This window comes from Bradyrhizobium sp. USDA 3262 (assembly GCF_054060035.1).
On the sequence record NZ_JBSSCT010000001.1, the window covers coordinates 4,680,210 to 4,695,453 of the forward strand.

The 15,244-nt window shown below is 64.8% G+C and carries 16 protein-coding genes; 9 read left to right on the forward strand and 7 right to left on the reverse strand.

Features of this window, described 5'->3' with window-relative positions; all coding sequences use genetic code 11:
* Window positions 1-111: 111 nt before the first annotated feature.
* Both ACVWYP_RS21355 and ACVWYP_RS21360 read left to right on the forward strand, forming a co-directional pair.
* Complete coding sequence (locus tag ACVWYP_RS21355) at window positions 112-786, forward strand: response regulator transcription factor (RefSeq protein ID WP_028344544.1); 675 nt, start codon at window positions 112-114, stop codon at window positions 784-786.
* A 2-nt stretch (window positions 787-788) separates the two neighbouring features.
* Entirely contained in the window at window positions 789-2,117 is a 1,329-nt protein-coding gene (locus ACVWYP_RS21360; RefSeq protein ID WP_304499700.1) for a sensor histidine kinase, read from the forward strand.
* A 33-nt stretch (window positions 2,118-2,150) separates the two neighbouring features.
* Here the strand turns inward: ACVWYP_RS21360 and ACVWYP_RS21365 are convergent, their stop codons facing one another.
* From ACVWYP_RS21365 to ACVWYP_RS21390, 6 genes are all read right to left on the reverse strand, one after another.
* On the reverse strand, window positions 2,151-3,431 hold the full coding sequence (locus tag ACVWYP_RS21365) for a M20/M25/M40 family metallo-hydrolase (RefSeq protein ID WP_304499701.1): 1,281 nt from the start codon (window positions 3,429-3,431) through the stop codon (window positions 2,151-2,153).
* Between the two features lie 218 nt (window positions 3,432-3,649).
* The gene (locus ACVWYP_RS21370; RefSeq protein ID WP_028344547.1) at window positions 3,650-5,251 is read right to left on the reverse strand and encodes a TRAP transporter large permease; all 1,602 of its coding nucleotides are present in this window, start codon (window positions 5,249-5,251) and stop codon (window positions 3,650-3,652) included.
* Window positions 5,248-5,787 carry a TRAP transporter small permease subunit gene (locus ACVWYP_RS21375; RefSeq protein ID WP_028334243.1) on the reverse strand — a complete coding sequence of 180 codons (540 nt, stop codon included), beginning with the start codon at window positions 5,785-5,787 and terminating at the stop codon, window positions 5,248-5,250. The genes ACVWYP_RS21370 and ACVWYP_RS21375 overlap by 4 nt, the downstream gene beginning before the upstream one ends.
* Window positions 5,788-6,129: 342 nt before the next feature.
* Window positions 6,130-7,164 carry a GTP 3',8-cyclase MoaA gene (moaA, locus tag ACVWYP_RS21380; protein WP_304499702.1) on the reverse strand — a complete coding sequence of 345 codons (1,035 nt, stop codon included), beginning with the start codon at window positions 7,162-7,164 and terminating at the stop codon, window positions 6,130-6,132.
* Window positions 7,165-7,419: 255 nt separating this feature from the next.
* Window positions 7,420-7,905: a PEGA domain-containing protein gene (locus ACVWYP_RS21385; protein WP_028344549.1), complete on the reverse strand. Its 486-nt coding sequence runs from the start codon at window positions 7,903-7,905 to the stop codon at window positions 7,420-7,422.
* 161 nt (window positions 7,906-8,066) lie between these two features.
* Window positions 8,067-8,747: an HAD hydrolase-like protein gene (locus tag ACVWYP_RS21390; RefSeq protein WP_304499703.1), complete on the reverse strand. Its 681-nt coding sequence runs from the start codon at window positions 8,745-8,747 to the stop codon at window positions 8,067-8,069.
* Window positions 8,748-8,823: 76 nt separating this feature from the next.
* Between ACVWYP_RS21390 and ACVWYP_RS21395 the strand changes: the two genes are divergently transcribed.
* The 7 genes from ACVWYP_RS21395 to ACVWYP_RS21425 all read left to right on the forward strand — a co-directional run bounded on the left by ACVWYP_RS21395 (window position 8,824) and on the right by ACVWYP_RS21425 (window position 14,081).
* Window positions 8,824-9,657: an SDR family NAD(P)-dependent oxidoreductase gene (locus tag ACVWYP_RS21395; RefSeq protein WP_304499704.1), complete on the forward strand. Its 834-nt coding sequence runs from the start codon at window positions 8,824-8,826 to the stop codon at window positions 9,655-9,657.
* A gap of 107 nt (window positions 9,658-9,764) precedes the next feature.
* Entirely contained in the window at window positions 9,765-10,463 is a 699-nt protein-coding gene (rpiA, locus tag ACVWYP_RS21400) for a ribose-5-phosphate isomerase RpiA (RefSeq protein ID WP_304499705.1), read from the forward strand.
* A gap of 23 nt (window positions 10,464-10,486) precedes the next feature.
* A complete protein-coding gene (locus ACVWYP_RS21405; RefSeq protein WP_028344553.1) occupies window positions 10,487-11,020 on the forward strand; it encodes a DUF2059 domain-containing protein in 534 nt (177 codons plus the stop codon).
* A gap of 171 nt (window positions 11,021-11,191) precedes the next feature.
* Window positions 11,192-12,577 carry a glutathione-disulfide reductase gene (gene gor, locus ACVWYP_RS21410; RefSeq protein ID WP_304499706.1) on the forward strand — a complete coding sequence of 462 codons (1,386 nt, stop codon included), beginning with the start codon at window positions 11,192-11,194 and terminating at the stop codon, window positions 12,575-12,577.
* A 452-nt stretch (window positions 12,578-13,029) separates the two neighbouring features.
* The gene (locus tag ACVWYP_RS21415; RefSeq protein WP_035633945.1) at window positions 13,030-13,239 is read left to right on the forward strand and encodes a DUF2934 domain-containing protein; all 210 of its coding nucleotides are present in this window, start codon (window positions 13,030-13,032) and stop codon (window positions 13,237-13,239) included.
* A gap of 57 nt (window positions 13,240-13,296) precedes the next feature.
* Window positions 13,297-13,650, forward strand: a complete 354-nt coding sequence (locus ACVWYP_RS21420; RefSeq protein WP_304499707.1) for a cupin domain-containing protein — start codon at window positions 13,297-13,299, stop codon at window positions 13,648-13,650.
* Window positions 13,651-13,910: 260 nt separating this feature from the next.
* Window positions 13,911-14,081 carry a hypothetical protein gene (locus ACVWYP_RS21425; RefSeq protein ID WP_304499708.1) on the forward strand — a complete coding sequence of 57 codons (171 nt, stop codon included), beginning with the start codon at window positions 13,911-13,913 and terminating at the stop codon, window positions 14,079-14,081.
* A gap of 100 nt (window positions 14,082-14,181) precedes the next feature.
* On the opposite strand, the gene ACVWYP_RS21430 is transcribed toward ACVWYP_RS21425, so the two are convergent.
* Entirely contained in the window at window positions 14,182-15,111 is a 930-nt protein-coding gene (locus ACVWYP_RS21430; RefSeq protein WP_304499709.1) for an alpha/beta hydrolase family protein, read from the reverse strand.
* Window positions 15,112-15,244 lie beyond the last annotated feature (133 nt).

The following is a 15,244-nucleotide window of genomic DNA, read 5'->3' on the forward strand; positions in this document are numbered from 1 at the left end:
CCGGAGCTGATACATCGTGCTTGTCTCGCACCGGAGGCTATGGGCTCAGATACATTCTGTTGCCGCAACAAGGTGCAAGAAGATCGATCGAATGAGGACTGGATTGCCGCGATGCGCCTTCTGATCGTCGAGGACAATGTCGAGCTCTCGCGGCTGCTCGCCAGCGGGCTGATGGCGGCGGGATACGAGTCCGATGTCGTCAACAGCGTTGCCGAGGCGCGCGATGCGCTGCGCAGCGTCAGCTATGCCGCCATGATCCTCGATCTCGGACTGCCCGACGGCGACGGCTTGTCGGTGCTGTCGGAGCTGCGCCGCAAGACCGATCCGCTGCCGGTCCTGGTGCTGACCGCGCGGGGCGGCCTGCAGGATCGGGTCAGCGGCCTGCGCAGCGGCGCGGACGACTATCTGGCGAAGCCGTTCGCGCTGGAAGAGCTGGTGGCGCGGCTCGAAGCCATCCTGCGCCGGCCCGGCCAGCTGCTCGGTTCCTCGCTGAAGCTCGCCAATCTGGTCTACGACACCGAGAGCAAGCAGGTGTTCGTCGACGGCGCTCCGCACGTGTTCTCCGCGCGTGAGACGTCGGTGCTGGAGATCCTGCTGCGGCGGCAGGGGCGGGTGGTGCCGAAGAAGAATGTCGAGGACCACATCTTCGGCCTGTCCGGCGAGGTCGCCTCGAACGCGGTCGAGGTTTACGTGTCGCGGCTGCGCAAGCTGCTCACCGAGCACCGCGCCAGGGTCATCATCCACACCATTCGGGGCGTCGGTTATCTGATGGCGGAGGAGAAGTAGGCGTGTTCCGCTTCAAGTCGCTGACGTCGCGGATCGTGTTCCTGCACATCGTGGCGGTCGCGGTCGCGGCGATCTTCCTGCCGCTGCTGCTGCTGTGGCTGTTGAATTCGGAGATCAATCAGCTGCATCGCGAAGCGATGCGCGACCAGGCCGCCGATCTCGGCCAGAACCTCTCGGTCGATGCCACGGGCAAGGTGCAGCTCAACTTGCCGGACAGCCTGAGGGGGCTCTATTCCGACGCCTATGGCCGCTACCGCTACGACATCTACGATGCCGACGATCATCTGCTGTTTTCGTCGCATCGCGAGCCGCCGCGACTGCCGGCCTTGGCCAACCGGATTTCCGGTGCCAGCGTCACCAGGCTGCTCGGCGGCCAGACGCTGCGCATCCTGGTCGCCGAGGACCTGTCGCATCGCGACGTCATCATCGACGACATCGTCTCCAATTTCTTCCGGCGGGTTGGCTGGATCACCATCCCGATCCTTCTGATCCTGCTTGCGACCGACATCCTGATCTTCCGCCGCGCGGTGATTCCGCTGTTGCGGGCCTCGGAGGAGGCGAGAAGCATCGGGCCGGCAAGGACCGATATCCGCCTTCCGACGGAGGGGATTCCGAGCGAGATCCTGCCGCTGGTGACGGCCGTCAACCAGGCGTTCGATCGCCTTGAGGAAGGCTTTCACGTGCAGCGTCAGTTCACGGCCGATGCCGCGCATCAGCTGCGCACGCCGCTTGCGATCCTCAGAACCCGGATCGAGACGCTTGATGCGGCCAAGGGGACCAGGGAGCTGCATGCCGACATCGAGAGCATGAGCCGCATCGTCAGCCAGCTGCTCGAGATCGCCGAACTCGACACGCTGGTGCTTGATCCCGGCGAGACCGCGGATTTGCGCGCGGTGTGCGCCGAAGTGGTCGGCTCGATCGCGCCCTACGCGCTGGCGCAGCACAAGGACATCGCGCTGCGCGGCACCGACAGTCCGGTGCAGGTCAGGGGCAACGCGGAGATGCTGCAGCGCGCGATCTTCAATCTGGCGGAGAACGCCATCAAGTACACCGCCGATGCGACCGCGGTCGACGTCGAGGTGCACGACAACGGTTCGGTGCAGGTGCGCGACTGCGGGCCGGGGATTGCGCCCGCCGAGCAGGGCCTGATCTTCCAGCGCTTCTGGCGTCGCGATCGCCAGCGCACCGACGGCGCGGGGCTCGGCCTCTCGATCGTGCGCGGCGTCGTCGAGGATCACGATGCGACGGTGCGGGTGGAGAACCTGCCGTCGGGCGGCGCCCAGTTCACGCTGAGCTTCCGCCTTGCCAAGCCAGAGCCGGTAGCGTCCTGAGCCGGCCCGCGAACGTGCCGTGAGCCTGCCGGTCTATTTCACCTTGCCGTCGGACAGATCCATGATCATGCGCGTGGTCAAATACAGGCGCGGCACGATGCTGTTGATCTGCACGTATTCGGCATCGTTGGAGTGCGCGCCGAAGCCCGACAAGCCCATGCCTTCGACCACGGCGCCTTTGGTCTTGAGCGCGGCAAACGCGGCATCGGTGCCGCCGCCGGTGGCCCGCTCGGCGACGTTCAGCGACAGGCCCAGCTCCTGATAGATCGTCTTGCCGTGGCCGGCCACACGGCGCGAGGCGTCGCTCGCTTCGAGCGGCGGGCGGCGCACCTCGAACTTCACGTCCACCCTGGAGTCCGGCAGCAGGCGATTCTTGATCTTGTCCTGCAGGGCTTTCTCGAGCTCGTCGAAATCCGCCACCTTGAGCGCGCGCGCATCGGCCTGGGCGGTGGCTTCGGCGGGGATCACGTTGCGGTTGGTGCCGGACTTGGACACCGTCCAGTTCAGCTTCAGGCCCTGCTCCGGCTTGGACAGGTCCTTCATCTGCAGCACCTGGTGTGACAGCTCATAGAGCGCGTTCACGCCGCCTTCGGGCCTGGCGCCCGCATGCGAAGACTTGCCGTGCACCGTGAGGTAGGCCGAGCCGATGCCGCTGGTGGCGAGGCGCAGCGTGCCGTCGGTGCCGCCGCCCTCGAACGAGAACACGGCATCCTGCTCCGCGGCGAGGCGGGTGATGGTGCTGCGCCAGCCGGGCGAAGAGATCTCCTCGTCGCCATTGATCAGCACCGTGAGCGTACCGTAATTTTTGAAGTTCAGCGTCTGCAGCAACGCCACGGCGTGGAGAATGGTGGCGACGCCCTGCTTGTCGTCGGCAATGCCGAGCCCATAGGCCTTCTCGCCATCGATGCGGAAGGGTTGGTCCTTCAGCATGCCCTTGAGATACACCGTATCCATGTGCGCAATCAGCATGACCTTCGCGCCGCCGGTGCCCTTGAAGACGGCCTGCACGGCGGGGCCGATCTTCTCGGGCGTGTCGTCGAGGCGATAGATATCGGTGGTCTGCAGGATATCGACCGCGCCGCCGAGCTGCTTGAGCTGGCCGGCGACGCGCTCGGCAAGCTGGTTCAGGCCCTCGATGTCCTTGCTGCCGGATTCGATCTGCACGAGGTCGCGCAGGGTGTCGAGCAGCGGCTGCTGTTCCTGTTGCGCCAGCGCGCGAAGGTCAGCTGCATGCGCCGCGGGCGCGGCAAGCGCCAAACCAAACGACAGCATCAGCGGGCGAATGAGCGAGCGGGCGGGATGCAATTGGGGCATGGCGGCGATCTGTGAGTTGGAGGACGATCCGTATCCCCGTCTTCACAGGCCCCGCCGACGCCGTCAACAGCGGCGTACCTTGCGCCCGCAAGCGCGTTTTCGAGCGAAGTGGACGCCGGTTCGCGTGAAGAAAACGCGACAAAACGAGAATCCAGAGCCTCGGTTCTGATTCAATCAGAACCGAAATGCTCTGGGCACGCCGAATGCGCTGATGCCGGCTACTGCTTCGGCTGGCCGAAGTCGAGCGGCGGCAGCTCGATCTGCGGCACCTCGATCTTGACCTTGTTGAGGTCGACATCGAGCGGCTTGTCGAGCAGTCCGGTGACGACGACCGGGAACGCAATCACCAGCGCCACCATGATCGCCTGCAGGCCGATCCAGGGCATTGCGCCCCAGTAGATGTCCGAGCTCTTCACTTCCTTCGGCGCCACGCCACGCAGATAGAACAGCGCGAAGCCGAACGGCGGATGCAGGAACGAGGTCTGCATGTTGACGCAAAGCATCACGCCGAACCAGATCAGCGCGGCGTCGGGGCCGACCACCGGCGCCAGCACCTTCTGCGCGATCGGCGCGATCATCGGCAGGATGATGAACGCGATCTCGAAGAAGTCGAGGAAAAACGCCAGGAAGAAGATGAACAGGTTGATGAAGATCAGGAAGCCCCAGACGCCGCCGGGCAGCGAGGTCAGATGGTGCTCCAGCCAGGTGCCGCCGGATACGCCGAGGAACACGACCGAGAAGCAGGTCGAGCCGATCAGGATGAAGGTGACCATGCAGGTGATCCGCATGGTGGTCTCGTAGCCCTGCTTGATCAGGTCGCGCAGGTCCGGGATCTTGACGGCCTCGAGGCAGATCCAGACCACCGCGGCGTAGGTGATCGCGAAGGCGAGCTTGAAGAGCAGGTTCTCGCTGTAGAGCATCGCGATGATGGTGCCGATGCCGCCGGCGATCACGCCTGCTATCAGCACCTTGTTGCCGGTGGCGCTGAAATCCTTGTGATGGATGGCGGCGAGCACGATGGCGCCGACTGCGCCCATGGCGCCGGCTTCCGTCGGGGTCGCAAGGCCCATCATCATGGTGCCGAGCACGACGAAGATCAGCACCGCGGAGGGGATGATGCCGAGCAGGCACTTCTTCCACAGCGCCCAGCCGGTCAGCGTGCGCGCCTCGACCGGCACCGCCGGCACATGACTCGGCTTGAAGATGCCGAGCAGGAAGGTGTAGCCGGCGAACAGCAGGATCTGGAACACCGACGGGCCCCAGGCGCCGAGATACATGTCGCCGACCGACTTGCCGAGCTGGTCGGCGAGCACGATCAGGACGAGAGAGGGAGGGACAAGTTGCGTGATGGTGCCGGAGGCGGCGAGCACGCCCGTGATGTAGCGGATGTTGTAGCCGTAGCGGATCATCACCGGCATCGAGATCAGCGCCATGGCGATCACCTGCGCCGCCACCGTGCCGGTGATGGCGCCGAGGATGAAGCCGACGATGATCACGGAATAGCCGAGGCCGCCGCGGATCGGGCCGAACAGCTGGCCCATCGAGTCCAGCATGTCCTCGGCGAGCCCGCATCTCTCCAATATCGCGCCCATGAAGGTGAAGAACGGGATTGCCAGCAGCAGCTCGTTGGACAGCACGCTGCCGAAGATGCGGCCCGGGATCGCCTGCAGGAAGTTGAGGTCGAAGAAGCCGAGATAGATCGAGAGGAACCCGAACGACAGGCCGACCGCGGCGAGCGTGAACGCCACCGGATAACCGATCAGCATCGCTACGATCAGGCCGCCGAACATCAGTGGCGGCATCATCTCCAGCGTGATCATTGAGTCGGCCTCTCATACTTCGCGTCGATGGTCACGTAGCCCTGCAGCGCGGCGATCCGCTTGATCACCTCTGAGACGCCTTGCAGCGCAAGCATCACGAAGCCGGACGGGATAACGAACTTGATCGGCCAGCGTAAGAGGCCGCCGGCGTTGCCGCTCATCTCGCCGACCGCGTAGGCCTGGTAGAAGAACGGCCAGGACAGATAGGCGAGCAGGAGGCAGGCCGGGATCAGGAAGAACAGCGTTCCGATCAGGTCGAGCCAGAGCTGGCCGCGTTCGGACAGCATCAGATACATGATCTCGACGCGGACATGCTCGTTGCGCTTGAAGGTGTAGGAGGCGCCGAACATCACGAGGATCGCGAACATGTACCACTGCGCCTCGAGCCAGCCGTTCGAGGAGTAGCTGAACGCGTAGCGGATCATGGCGTTGCCGGCACTGACCAGGCACGAGATCAGCACCAGCAGGTTGCAGATGTAGCCGATCTTCTCGTTGAGTTGGTCGATGGCCTGACTTAATGCCAACAATGGGCGCATCACGATCTCCACGGCCGCGCCATCCGCGCGCCGAATATCTCTTCAAGCATCATCTGGCCGCCGCGCGCATGCGCACGGAGCCACGGCTCACTTTCAGGAGCAGTTGCAAACGTTCGTCCTCCCCCGAAATCCGCTTCAGCCGTTCTTGGCTGCCGGGGGTCGTCGGCAGGAGCCGACGGAGGGCAGCGGCCTATGCTGGCCAGACTAGCGTGAAAGCTGATTCACCAAATCAGCGCCGTGGAACGCCGTCAATCGGAAAATGGGCAAATTGACGCCGCGGCAAACTGTTGTCCCGCCTTGGTAATCGGGGGACAGGCCGCGCGTCGGGAGGGAGCTTGAAAACTAGCCGCCGGTCACGCTCATGTGGCGGCTGACGCTCGGACGGTTGTGGCGGCGGTCGATGATGAAATCGTGCCCCTTCGGCTTCAGTCCGATGGCCCGGTCGATGGCTGCCGCCAGCAGGTCGTTGTCGGCGGAGGCGCGCAGCGGCCGGCGCAGGTCGGAGGCATCCTCGTGGCCGAGGCAGGTGTGCAGCGTGCCGGTGCAGGTGATCCGCACCCGGTTGCAGGATTCGCAGAAATTATGGGTCATCGGCGTGATGAAGCCGAGCTTGCCGCCGGTCTCGGCGACCCGGACATAGCGGGCGGGGCCGCCGGTGTCGTCGGACAGATCGGTCAGCGTGTAGTGCTTCTCGAGCCGCGCACGCATCAAGGACAGCGGCACGTACTGATCGATCCGGCCTTCGCCGATGTCGCCCATCGGCATCACCTCGATCAAGGTCAGGCCCATGCCCTTGCCGTGCGCCCATTCCATCAGCGCGGGAATCTCGTCCTCGTTCATGTTCTTGAGCGCGACCGCGTTGATCTTGACGGCGAGTCCCGCTGACCGCGCCGCCTCGATGCCCGACAGCACCTTGTCGATGTCGCCCCAGCGGGTGATGGCCCGGAATTTTACGGGGTCGAGCGTGTCGAGCGAGACGTTGACGCGGCGCACGCCGCAATCGGCCAGCTCCTGGGCGAAGCGCGCGAGCTGCGAACCGTTGGTGGTCAGCGTCAATTCGTCGAGTGCGCCCGTGGTCAGATGGCGCGACAGCGAGCGGACCAGGCCCATCACGTTGCGGCGGACCAGCGGCTCGCCGCCGGTGAGGCGGATCTTGCGCACGCCCTTGGTGACGAATGCCGAGCAGAGCCGATCGAGCTCTTCCAGCGTCAAGAGATCGGCCTTCGGCAGGAAGGTCATGTCTTCCGACATGCAGTAGAAGCAGCGCAGGTCGCAGCGGTCGGTGACGGAGACGCGCAAATAGCGGATGGTCCGGCCGAACGGGTCGGTCATCGGACGAAACAGCGTGTCGGAATGCGCTTGCGTGGATCCGTTCATTCAGTTCGGGCCTTGCAATCTGTTTCCTGTCTGCCGCGCCGTGATCGGCTCCGGCATCCGCAATCTATGCATGTTGGCGCGTTGTCACAATGCGTCCCAAGGGATGATCGTATGGATGATCCGAAACATGCAAAGCGATAGGCGAGGCATATCGCGCGATGCATGATCGCAATCGCGGATGTGTCTCGGCCAAATACAAAAACCCGGCTTTGGGCCGGGCTCTTGTGCAGTGCAAATCCGGTGCAGCCGCCCGCGCTAGCGCGACGGAGCCGCGGCAGGCGCCGGCGCAGCCGCGCTCGGGGCGGGGAACGCGGAGTCCGGAGCGGCGGCGGGCGCCGCAGCGGCAGCCGGCTTCGGCCTCTTCTTCCGCACCGGCTTCTTCGCCGCGCGCGGCGGCGGGCCGGCCGGCTGCAACTCGGCGAACACCGGACTCGGATCGAGCGTGGTGGTGGCCGGCGTGGTGAAGTCGCCGGGAACGCGGGTCACGGTGACCGGTACGGTCGCCGGCTGGAACTTCGGCATGTTGAAGGTGACGGAGAAGTTGGTCTCCGGCGCCGGGATCGACACCGTGCAGGGCGTCTTGCAGCCCGGCCCGAGCGAGGTCACGGCGTCGGCGCCCGGCGGGTTCGAATCCAGCTGCACAGGCATCGGCGGCGGCGCCGACTTGAACGAATCCAATGAGAAGGAGGAGCAGCCGGCCAAGCTCAGCCCGGCGGCCGCAATCACGATGATACGACGCATGATCCACACTCTACTGCGGCAATCAGCCACAATCCCCGGAGCGGACCATAGGTGCGTCGAAACAGAGGCGCAACAGCGGGGGGCCTGTTCGTTAAAGGATGGTTAATGGCAGAATCGCATGGCTAAATATTGCCAAGCGATATCAGTATGTTGCGGAAAGTCTATGCCGCGCTCAGGCTGGCGACGGCGTCCGGCAGATCGCGCATATGGCTGATCAGCCGGTCCGGCTTCAGCTCGGTCATCGGAACGTCGGTATAGCCAAAATCGACGCCGATCACTGGAACCTGGGCGCGCCTTGCGACCCCGACATCGGGGCCGGCGTCGCCGACCATGATGGCGCCCGGCAGCCGGCCGCCGGCGCGGGCCACTGTCTCGCGCAGGAACGTCGGATCGGGTTTTGCGATGCCGAAGGTATCGGCGCCGCAGATCGCGGCGAAGCGCTTGGTCAGGCCGAGCCGGTCGAGCAGCAGCTTCGACAGCCATTCCAGCTTGTTGGTGCACACCGCAAAGCGATGGCCCTTTGCCTCGAGCCGGTCGAGCGCGCCCTCGAGCCCGTCGAACGGCCGCGAGCCGTCGGCGATATGCTCGGCATAATAGTCGACGAAATCCTTGGTCAAGCGATCGAGGTCACCGAGGCTGACCGCGCGTCCTTCCACCTCGAGCCCGCGTTCGAGCAGCTTGCGCGCGCCGGCGCCGATCATGTTGCGCGCGGCCGCCAGCGGCACCGGCCGCAAACCCTCGCGGTCGAGCACATGGTTCAGCGCGGCAATCAGATCGGGCGCGGTGTCGACCAGCGTGCCGTCGAGATCGAATACGACGATGGGGGGAGAGGAGGCGGACATGATGCTTTTGGCTATCGGGCCGGGCGCTGCGATGCAAGAGTAGATGTGGGCACGTCACGAAATAGGGGAGGCTGAGATGCGGGAACTTGCCGGAAAAGCCGCTTTTGTCACCGGCGCGGCCAGCGGAATCGGACTTGCGATGGCAACCGCCTTCGCCCGCGAGGGCATGAGGGTGGTGCTTGCCGATATCGAAACCGGTCCGCTGGACAAGGCCGTCGATGCGCTGCGCGCCGGCGGCGCGGATGTCCATGGTGTGGTCTGCGACGTTGCCGATCCCTTGAGCGTCGATCGCGCGGCAGAAGCATCGTTCCGCGCCTTCGGCAAGGTTCATGTCCTCTGCAATAATGCCGGCGTCGCGGCCGGCGGCGGTATCGACCCGATCTCGGTCGACGACTGGCGCTGGGTGATCGACGTCAATTTGATGGGCGTCGTGCACGGCATCAGGAGCTTCCTGCCGCACATCCGCCAGCATGGCGAGGGCGGTCATATCGTCAACACGGCATCGATGGCCGGGATGAATGCCGGGCTTGGCCTGAGCCCGTATTCGGCGACCAAGTTCGCCGTCGTCAGCCTGTCCGAAGGGCTCGCCATGCAACTCAGGCCGCTCGGGATCGGCGTCAGCGTGCTCTGTCCGAGCTTTGTGCGGACCCGGATCGGCGAGAGCGGGCGCAACCGCCCGGAGCAGTACGGCCCGACCCGTCAGCTCGATCCGGCAAGCCCGATGGCCGCTGTCGTCGCCGAGATCGCGCGCCGCCTGGAGGCCGGTCTCGATCCGGCGTCGGTTGCGGGGCAGGTGCTGGCCGCGATCCGCGACGACCAGTTCTACATTTTCACCCACCCCGGGATGCGGGTCGAGGTCGAACAGCGCTTTTCGGCGATTTTGGCCGCGATGGACGCCGTTTCGGCCTAAAGACTGGTCCGCTTGCCGCTATTCCTGCCTGCAAAACGACGCTAGATATGCGCCCGCCGGGCCACCCGATGGCGGCCCGTAACCGACAACCGAGGGGCTATCGGCACGTGGACATGGACGCACTGAAACGCCAGGCGGCGGCGCGCGCGCTCGAAGAGGTGCGTGACGGCATGAAGCTCGGGCTCGGCACCGGATCGACCGCCAAGCATTTCGTCGAGCTGCTCGGCGAGAAGGTCCGTGCGGGCATGAAGGTGATCGGCGTGCCGACCTCGGAAGCGACCCGCGCGGATGCGATCCGCTGCGGAGTTCCACTGACCACGCTGGATGAGATCGACCATCTCGACCTCACCATCGACGGCGCCGACGAGATCGACCCGGCGCTCAACCTGATCAAGGGCGGCGGCGGTGCGCTGCTGCGCGAGAAGATCGTCGCGGCCGCCAGTGATCGCATGATCGTGATCGCCGACGACAGCAAATGGGTCGACGTGCTCGGCCGCTTTCCGCTGCCGGTCGAGGTGATCCCGTTCGGGCTCGCCGCGACCCAGGCCGCGATGGCGCGGGCATTCGCCGAGGCCGGCGTGTCAGGCGAAATGCTGATCCGGAAGGGCAAGGACGGTCACGTTTTTGTCACCGATGGCGGCCACTGGATCCTCGATGCCCATCTCGGCCGGATCGGCGATCCGCCGCGTCTTGCCGGTTTGCTCAGCGTGATTCCGGGCGTGGTCGAACACGGCCTGTTCATCGGGCTTGGCAGCGTCGCCGTGCTGGCCGGCGCGCAGGGAATTCGGGTTGTTGAACGGCCATGAGGCCGCAAGCAAGGAGACTTGGAATGAAGCGTTTTTCGGGACTTTTGTCGGCTGCGGCCCTGGCGGCTGGACTGGCGCTCGCACCGGCGATGGCGCAGCAGCCGCAGCTGCCCCCCATGCCCAAGGACGTCAAGCAGTCGACCCCCGCGGCGATCGGATACGCCAAGGAAATCCTGACGATGAAGAACGTCTCGGTGATGTATGCCGGCGCCGTTCCGGGCATTATCGAGAAGACCAAGACCGGCCTGCTGCAGCAGTACCTGAACTACCAGAAGGATCTCAACGAGGTTGCGCTGGTCATTGCCAAGAATCTGGCTGGCAGCGAGAAGGAAATCGGCGAGGGCATGGCGCAGCTTTATGCCGCCGAGTTCACCGAGCAGGAGCTCAAGGATCTCGTGATCTTCTACAAGACGCCGCTCGGTCAGAAGCTTTTGACCTCCGAGCCCAAGGCAATCAACGATTCGCTGAGATATATGCAGGAGTGGGCGCAGCAGTTTGGCGTGATCGTCAACGCCCAGTTCAAGGCCGAGATGAAGAAGCGCGGCAAGGATATCTGAGCGCGCGGCGCTATTGGACCCTCATGGTGAGGAGCGCGAAGCGCGTCTCGAACCATGAGGCCCCTCTGTGGCCTCCATCCTTCGAGACGCCCGCTTCGCGGGCTCCTCAGGATGAGGGGTACCAGTTGCAAGAGCCGATTTTCGGCGTGGTTGCCAAGGTTGGGTGCAAAAATGGCCGAGTTTGACGTCGACCTGTTTGTCATCGGTGGTGGTTCGGGCGGTGTTCGTGCCGCCCGCATCGCCGCCGGCTACGGCGCGAAGGTCATGGTCGCCGAAGAGTACCGGATGGGCGGCACCTGCGTGATCCGCGGCTGCGTGCCGAAGAAGCTGTTCGTGATCGGCAGCCACGTCCACGACGAGATCGAGGACGCGGCCGGCTTCGGCTGGAGCATCGGGCAGGTCTCGTTCGACTGGGCCACTCTCGTCGCCAACAAGGACAAGGAGATCGCCCGGCTCGAGGGCGCCTACACGACCAATGTCGAGAAGTCGGGCGCACGGATCGTGAAGACCCGCGCGGTGCTGGAGGATGCCCACACCATCAGACTCGCCACCGGCGAGAAGGTCACGGCAAAGTACATCCTGATCGCCACCGGCGGCGCGCCCAATCACGGGCCGATCGTGCCCGGCATCGAGCACGTGATCTCCTCCAACGAGGCGTTTCACCTCAAGGAGCTGCCGAAGCGGATCGTGATCCAGGGCGGCGGCTACATCGCGCTGGAATTCGCCGGCATCTTCGCCGGCTACGGCTCCGACGTCACCGTGGTCTACCGCGGCGATAACATCCTGCGCGGCTTCGACGAGGACGTGCGCAAGCATGTCCGCGCCGAGATGGAGAAGCGCGGCATCACCATCATCACCGGATGCACGGTGGCGAAAATCGACAAGCACGGCCGTGACTTCACCACCCACCTGTCGAGCGGCTCGAGCATCGCCTCCGACCAGGTGATGTTCGCGATCGGCCGGCATCCCAATGTCGCCAATCTCGGGCTGGAAACCGCGGGTGTCGCCATCAATCCCGCAAATGGCGGCATCCAGGTCGACGGCTGGTCGAAGACCTCGGTCGATAATATCTATGCGGTCGGCGACGTCACCCACCGCACCAATCTGACCCCGGTGGCGATCCGCGAGGGCCATGCCTTCGCCGACACGGTGTTCGGCAAGCGCCCGGTCGAGGTCGACCACGCCACGATCCCGACCGCAGTGTTCTCGCAGCCGGAGGTCGGCACCGTTGGTCTGACGGAGGAAGAGGCGCGGGCGCAGTTCAGCCACGTCGACATCTACAAGACCGATTTCCGCCCGATCAAGGCGACGATGTCCGGCCGCGACACCCGCGTGCTGATGAAGCTCGTGGTCGACGGCGCGAGCGACCGCGTGCTCGGCTGCCACATCGTCGGCGATGGCGCCGCCGAAATCACCCAGGCCGTCGCGATCGCCGTGAAAATGAAGGCGACCAAGGCCGATTTCGACGCCACCATCGCGCTGCATCCGACCGCGTCGGAAGAACTGGTCACAATGCGCACGCCGACCGCGCGCCACGTGCGCCAGGCGGCGGAGTAGGGAGCTACCCGCAGGCCGGCCTTGACCCTGGTGCCGTCGCGGCCAAGGCACGCGCAGATGGGAATTGGGAGCGATCGATCGGGAACAGGGAACGAGCCTGCCTGACAGCCCAACGCCGCCCGCTTAAAATGCATGCGAGCGGCGCTGTCTCTAGCCCCAGGACGGTAACGGCAAAATCCTGATGAAGATAAGTCTGCACGAGCCCGCAAAGGTTTCATACCTCAGAAGGGGTAGCTTGCTTCCGTAAGACGACGCGCACCGCGGCAGCGCAACCCTCTGGCGCCCCAATCTGTGCATCAGGGCCGATACCCCCATCACACGCGGTGAAGGGCCGTGCGGTGCACAGCATGGGCACCCGTGGCAGCGCGTCGTGTCGCGCATCCTGGAACCTTGCGCTATGCTGGCAGTTCCACTCTCAAACAGTTTGATGTCACAAATTGAGGGAGCCGCGCATGCCAGGACCATCCGAGCAGGAGATTCGGACCCGAGCTTACGAATTGTGGAAGGACGCCGGCGAGCCACACGGCAACATGGATCAGTTGTGGTATCAGGCCGAAAAGGAACTGCTGGCGCGCAAGGCCGCCAACGGCGAAACGCCCTGCGACAAGAACGGCCATCGAGAGCCGACGACTTATCCGGAGAGATTAAGGGGCGTCCATTGAGCGCGTCGGAAGGCTGAGCTAACGAGTCCGGCAGGCTGGCCCGGACCCGGAGGCATCATGAACGGCGCGATCGACCTTTCGCAGAAACTGTCGACATTCTCCGATCACTGGTCGCCGCGCACCGTCGCGCAATTCAACGCCTGCGACGTCATGGTGGTGAAGGTGCAGGGCGAGTTCGTCTGGCACAAGCACGACGACACCGACGACTTCTTCCTCGTCCTGAAAGGCATCCTCGACATCGAGCTGCGCGACCGCACCGTGACGCTAACTTCCGGGCAGATGTACATCGTGCCGAAAGGCGTCGAGCATCGTCCGGTCGCACGGGAAGAGGTGCATCTGCTGCTGATCGAACCGACGGGCACGCCGAACACGGGTGATGCGGCGACGGCGGCGGCAAGGAAAGTGGTGTGAGACTGGCAGGATGGGTGGAGCGAAGCGATACCCATCATTTTGACCGCGGATCCGAGTTGAAGAGCAAGGCTCGGGCGATTCATGTCGCGCGAATGCGAAAGTATGACTCACCGGCAGCGCAATACATGCGGTGTCGTCCCTGCGAAAGCAGGGACCCATAGCCGCCGCCGTCAGTTGGCTTGCTGCGCTGGAGCCACGACCTGTTTCAACACGCAGCCCTGTGGTTATGGGTCCCTGCTTTCGCAGGGACGACGTGTGGAATGAGCAGCGAGCTCTCATTCTCTTTGGTGTCATCGCCCGCGCATGCGGGCGATCCAGTACGCCGAGGCTTCTCGGTTCAAGATGAGCTGCGCATCAGCGGTGCATCGCATCGCGCGAGAACCATCCTCATCGTCGTCCTGGCGCAGGCCAGGACCCATTACCCGAAGTGATCGTTGTGGCACCGCGCTGGAACGACGAGTCCCGACGACAACACGGGCCGCGGCGTATGGGTCCCTGCTTTCGCAGGGACGACACCGGAGAGTGCCGCGCTTACCCCTCCGCCTCAATCCACTCCGCGGCGCCGCGCCACAGCGCATCGCGGTGGTTGCTGCGGAAGAAGCCGAGATGGCCGATCGCTTTTGCGCCGGCGTCGGCGGGACGGATCGAGATGACCTCGGGCGTGATCGACGTGAAGGCGGAGCACAGCAATTCGACCGCCGGCCGCGTCGCCCAGGTGTCGTCGGTCATGACAAGCGCGCGGAGCTTGCCCTTGAACTTCGGAAAATTTTCGCGCGCCGTGAGCGTGGCATCATCGAGCAGATAGCGCTCGCGCATCACCCAGCTCCGCCATTGCTCGAACGCGCCCCTCGGCAGGTCCATGCCGAGGCCGGCCCAGGCGGGCAGATAGCCGAGCGTGCGCGCCAGCGGCACGCCGACGCCGTTCATGAAAGCGACGACGCGGTAGCGCTCGGGCGAGGCCATCAGCTTCCAATAGGCAGCCTGCGAGGCGATCAGGAGCGCGCGCGGGATCTCGGCATTGTTGGCCAGGAGGCCCAGTGCCTGGCCGCCGAAGGAGTGGCCGACATAAGCGAAGGGGAGGTTGCGGTAGCGCTCGCGCATCCAGCTCACCGCCGCAGTGGCGTCGAGCGCGGCCCAGTCCGCCATCGTGGCCTTGAAGCCGGCCAGCGATTTCGGCTTGTTGAGCCCGGTCGCCGCCATAGGCCGGCTATCGCCGGTGCCGCGGTAGTCGTAGGCCAGCACCGCCGCGCCGCGGCGGGCGAGGTAGCCGGCAAAGCCGCGATAGACCTTGCGGGGCACGGCGGTCGCCGAGTTGATCAGGACGGCGTGGCGCCGCCGCGTGCCGCGCGGCAGGAACAGCGTCGCGGCGAGCGGATAGCCATCTGCGGCCGGCACGACGATGTCGTCGCTAAAAACGTCGTCCAGCGCGGCGGAGGCCACGGCGATTTCCCCGGCATTCATGCTATGCTCTACCAAATGCGAATTCGGATTTCCCTGCAAGGGCTTGACCAGATTGCAGGAATCCTTCTAGCGGGAAAGCGGGGCCCTGTGTATAAGCCGGGCTTTCGTCATGCCGTGATTAAGTTGCGGTTTT

Excerpts from the sequence above, each read along its gene's own strand:
- ACVWYP_RS21355 (WP_028344544.1), top strand. The coding sequence starts at position 112 with ATGCGCCTTCTGATCGTCGAGGACAATGTCGAGCTCTCGCGGCTGCTC.
- ACVWYP_RS21365 (WP_304499701.1), bottom strand. The coding sequence starts at position 3,431 with ATGCCCCAATTGCATCCCGCCCGCTCGCTCATTCGCCCGCTGATGCTG.
- ACVWYP_RS21370 (WP_028344547.1), bottom strand. The coding sequence starts at position 5,251 with ATGATCACGCTGGAGATGATGCCGCCACTGATGTTCGGCGGCCTGATC.
- ACVWYP_RS21375 (WP_028334243.1), bottom strand. The coding sequence starts at position 5,787 with ATGCGCCCATTGTTGGCATTAAGTCAGGCCATCGACCAACTCAACGAG.
- moaA (WP_304499702.1), bottom strand. The coding sequence starts at position 7,164 with ATGAACGGATCCACGCAAGCGCATTCCGACACGCTGTTTCGTCCGATG.
- ACVWYP_RS21385 (WP_028344549.1), bottom strand. The coding sequence starts at position 7,905 with ATGCGTCGTATCATCGTGATTGCGGCCGCCGGGCTGAGCTTGGCCGGC.
- ACVWYP_RS21390 (WP_304499703.1), bottom strand. The coding sequence starts at position 8,747 with ATGTCCGCCTCCTCTCCCCCCATCGTCGTATTCGATCTCGACGGCACG.
- ACVWYP_RS21395 (WP_304499704.1), top strand. The coding sequence starts at position 8,824 with ATGCGGGAACTTGCCGGAAAAGCCGCTTTTGTCACCGGCGCGGCCAGC.
- ACVWYP_RS21405 (WP_028344553.1), top strand. The coding sequence starts at position 10,487 with ATGAAGCGTTTTTCGGGACTTTTGTCGGCTGCGGCCCTGGCGGCTGGA.
- gor (WP_304499706.1), top strand. The coding sequence starts at position 11,192 with ATGGCCGAGTTTGACGTCGACCTGTTTGTCATCGGTGGTGGTTCGGGC.
- ACVWYP_RS21415 (WP_035633945.1), top strand. The coding sequence starts at position 13,030 with ATGCCAGGACCATCCGAGCAGGAGATTCGGACCCGAGCTTACGAATTG.
- ACVWYP_RS21420 (WP_304499707.1), top strand. The coding sequence starts at position 13,297 with ATGAACGGCGCGATCGACCTTTCGCAGAAACTGTCGACATTCTCCGAT.
- ACVWYP_RS21425 (WP_304499708.1), top strand. The coding sequence starts at position 13,911 with ATGAGCAGCGAGCTCTCATTCTCTTTGGTGTCATCGCCCGCGCATGCG.
- ACVWYP_RS21430 (WP_304499709.1), bottom strand. The coding sequence starts at position 15,111 with ATGAATGCCGGGGAAATCGCCGTGGCCTCCGCCGCGCTGGACGACGTT.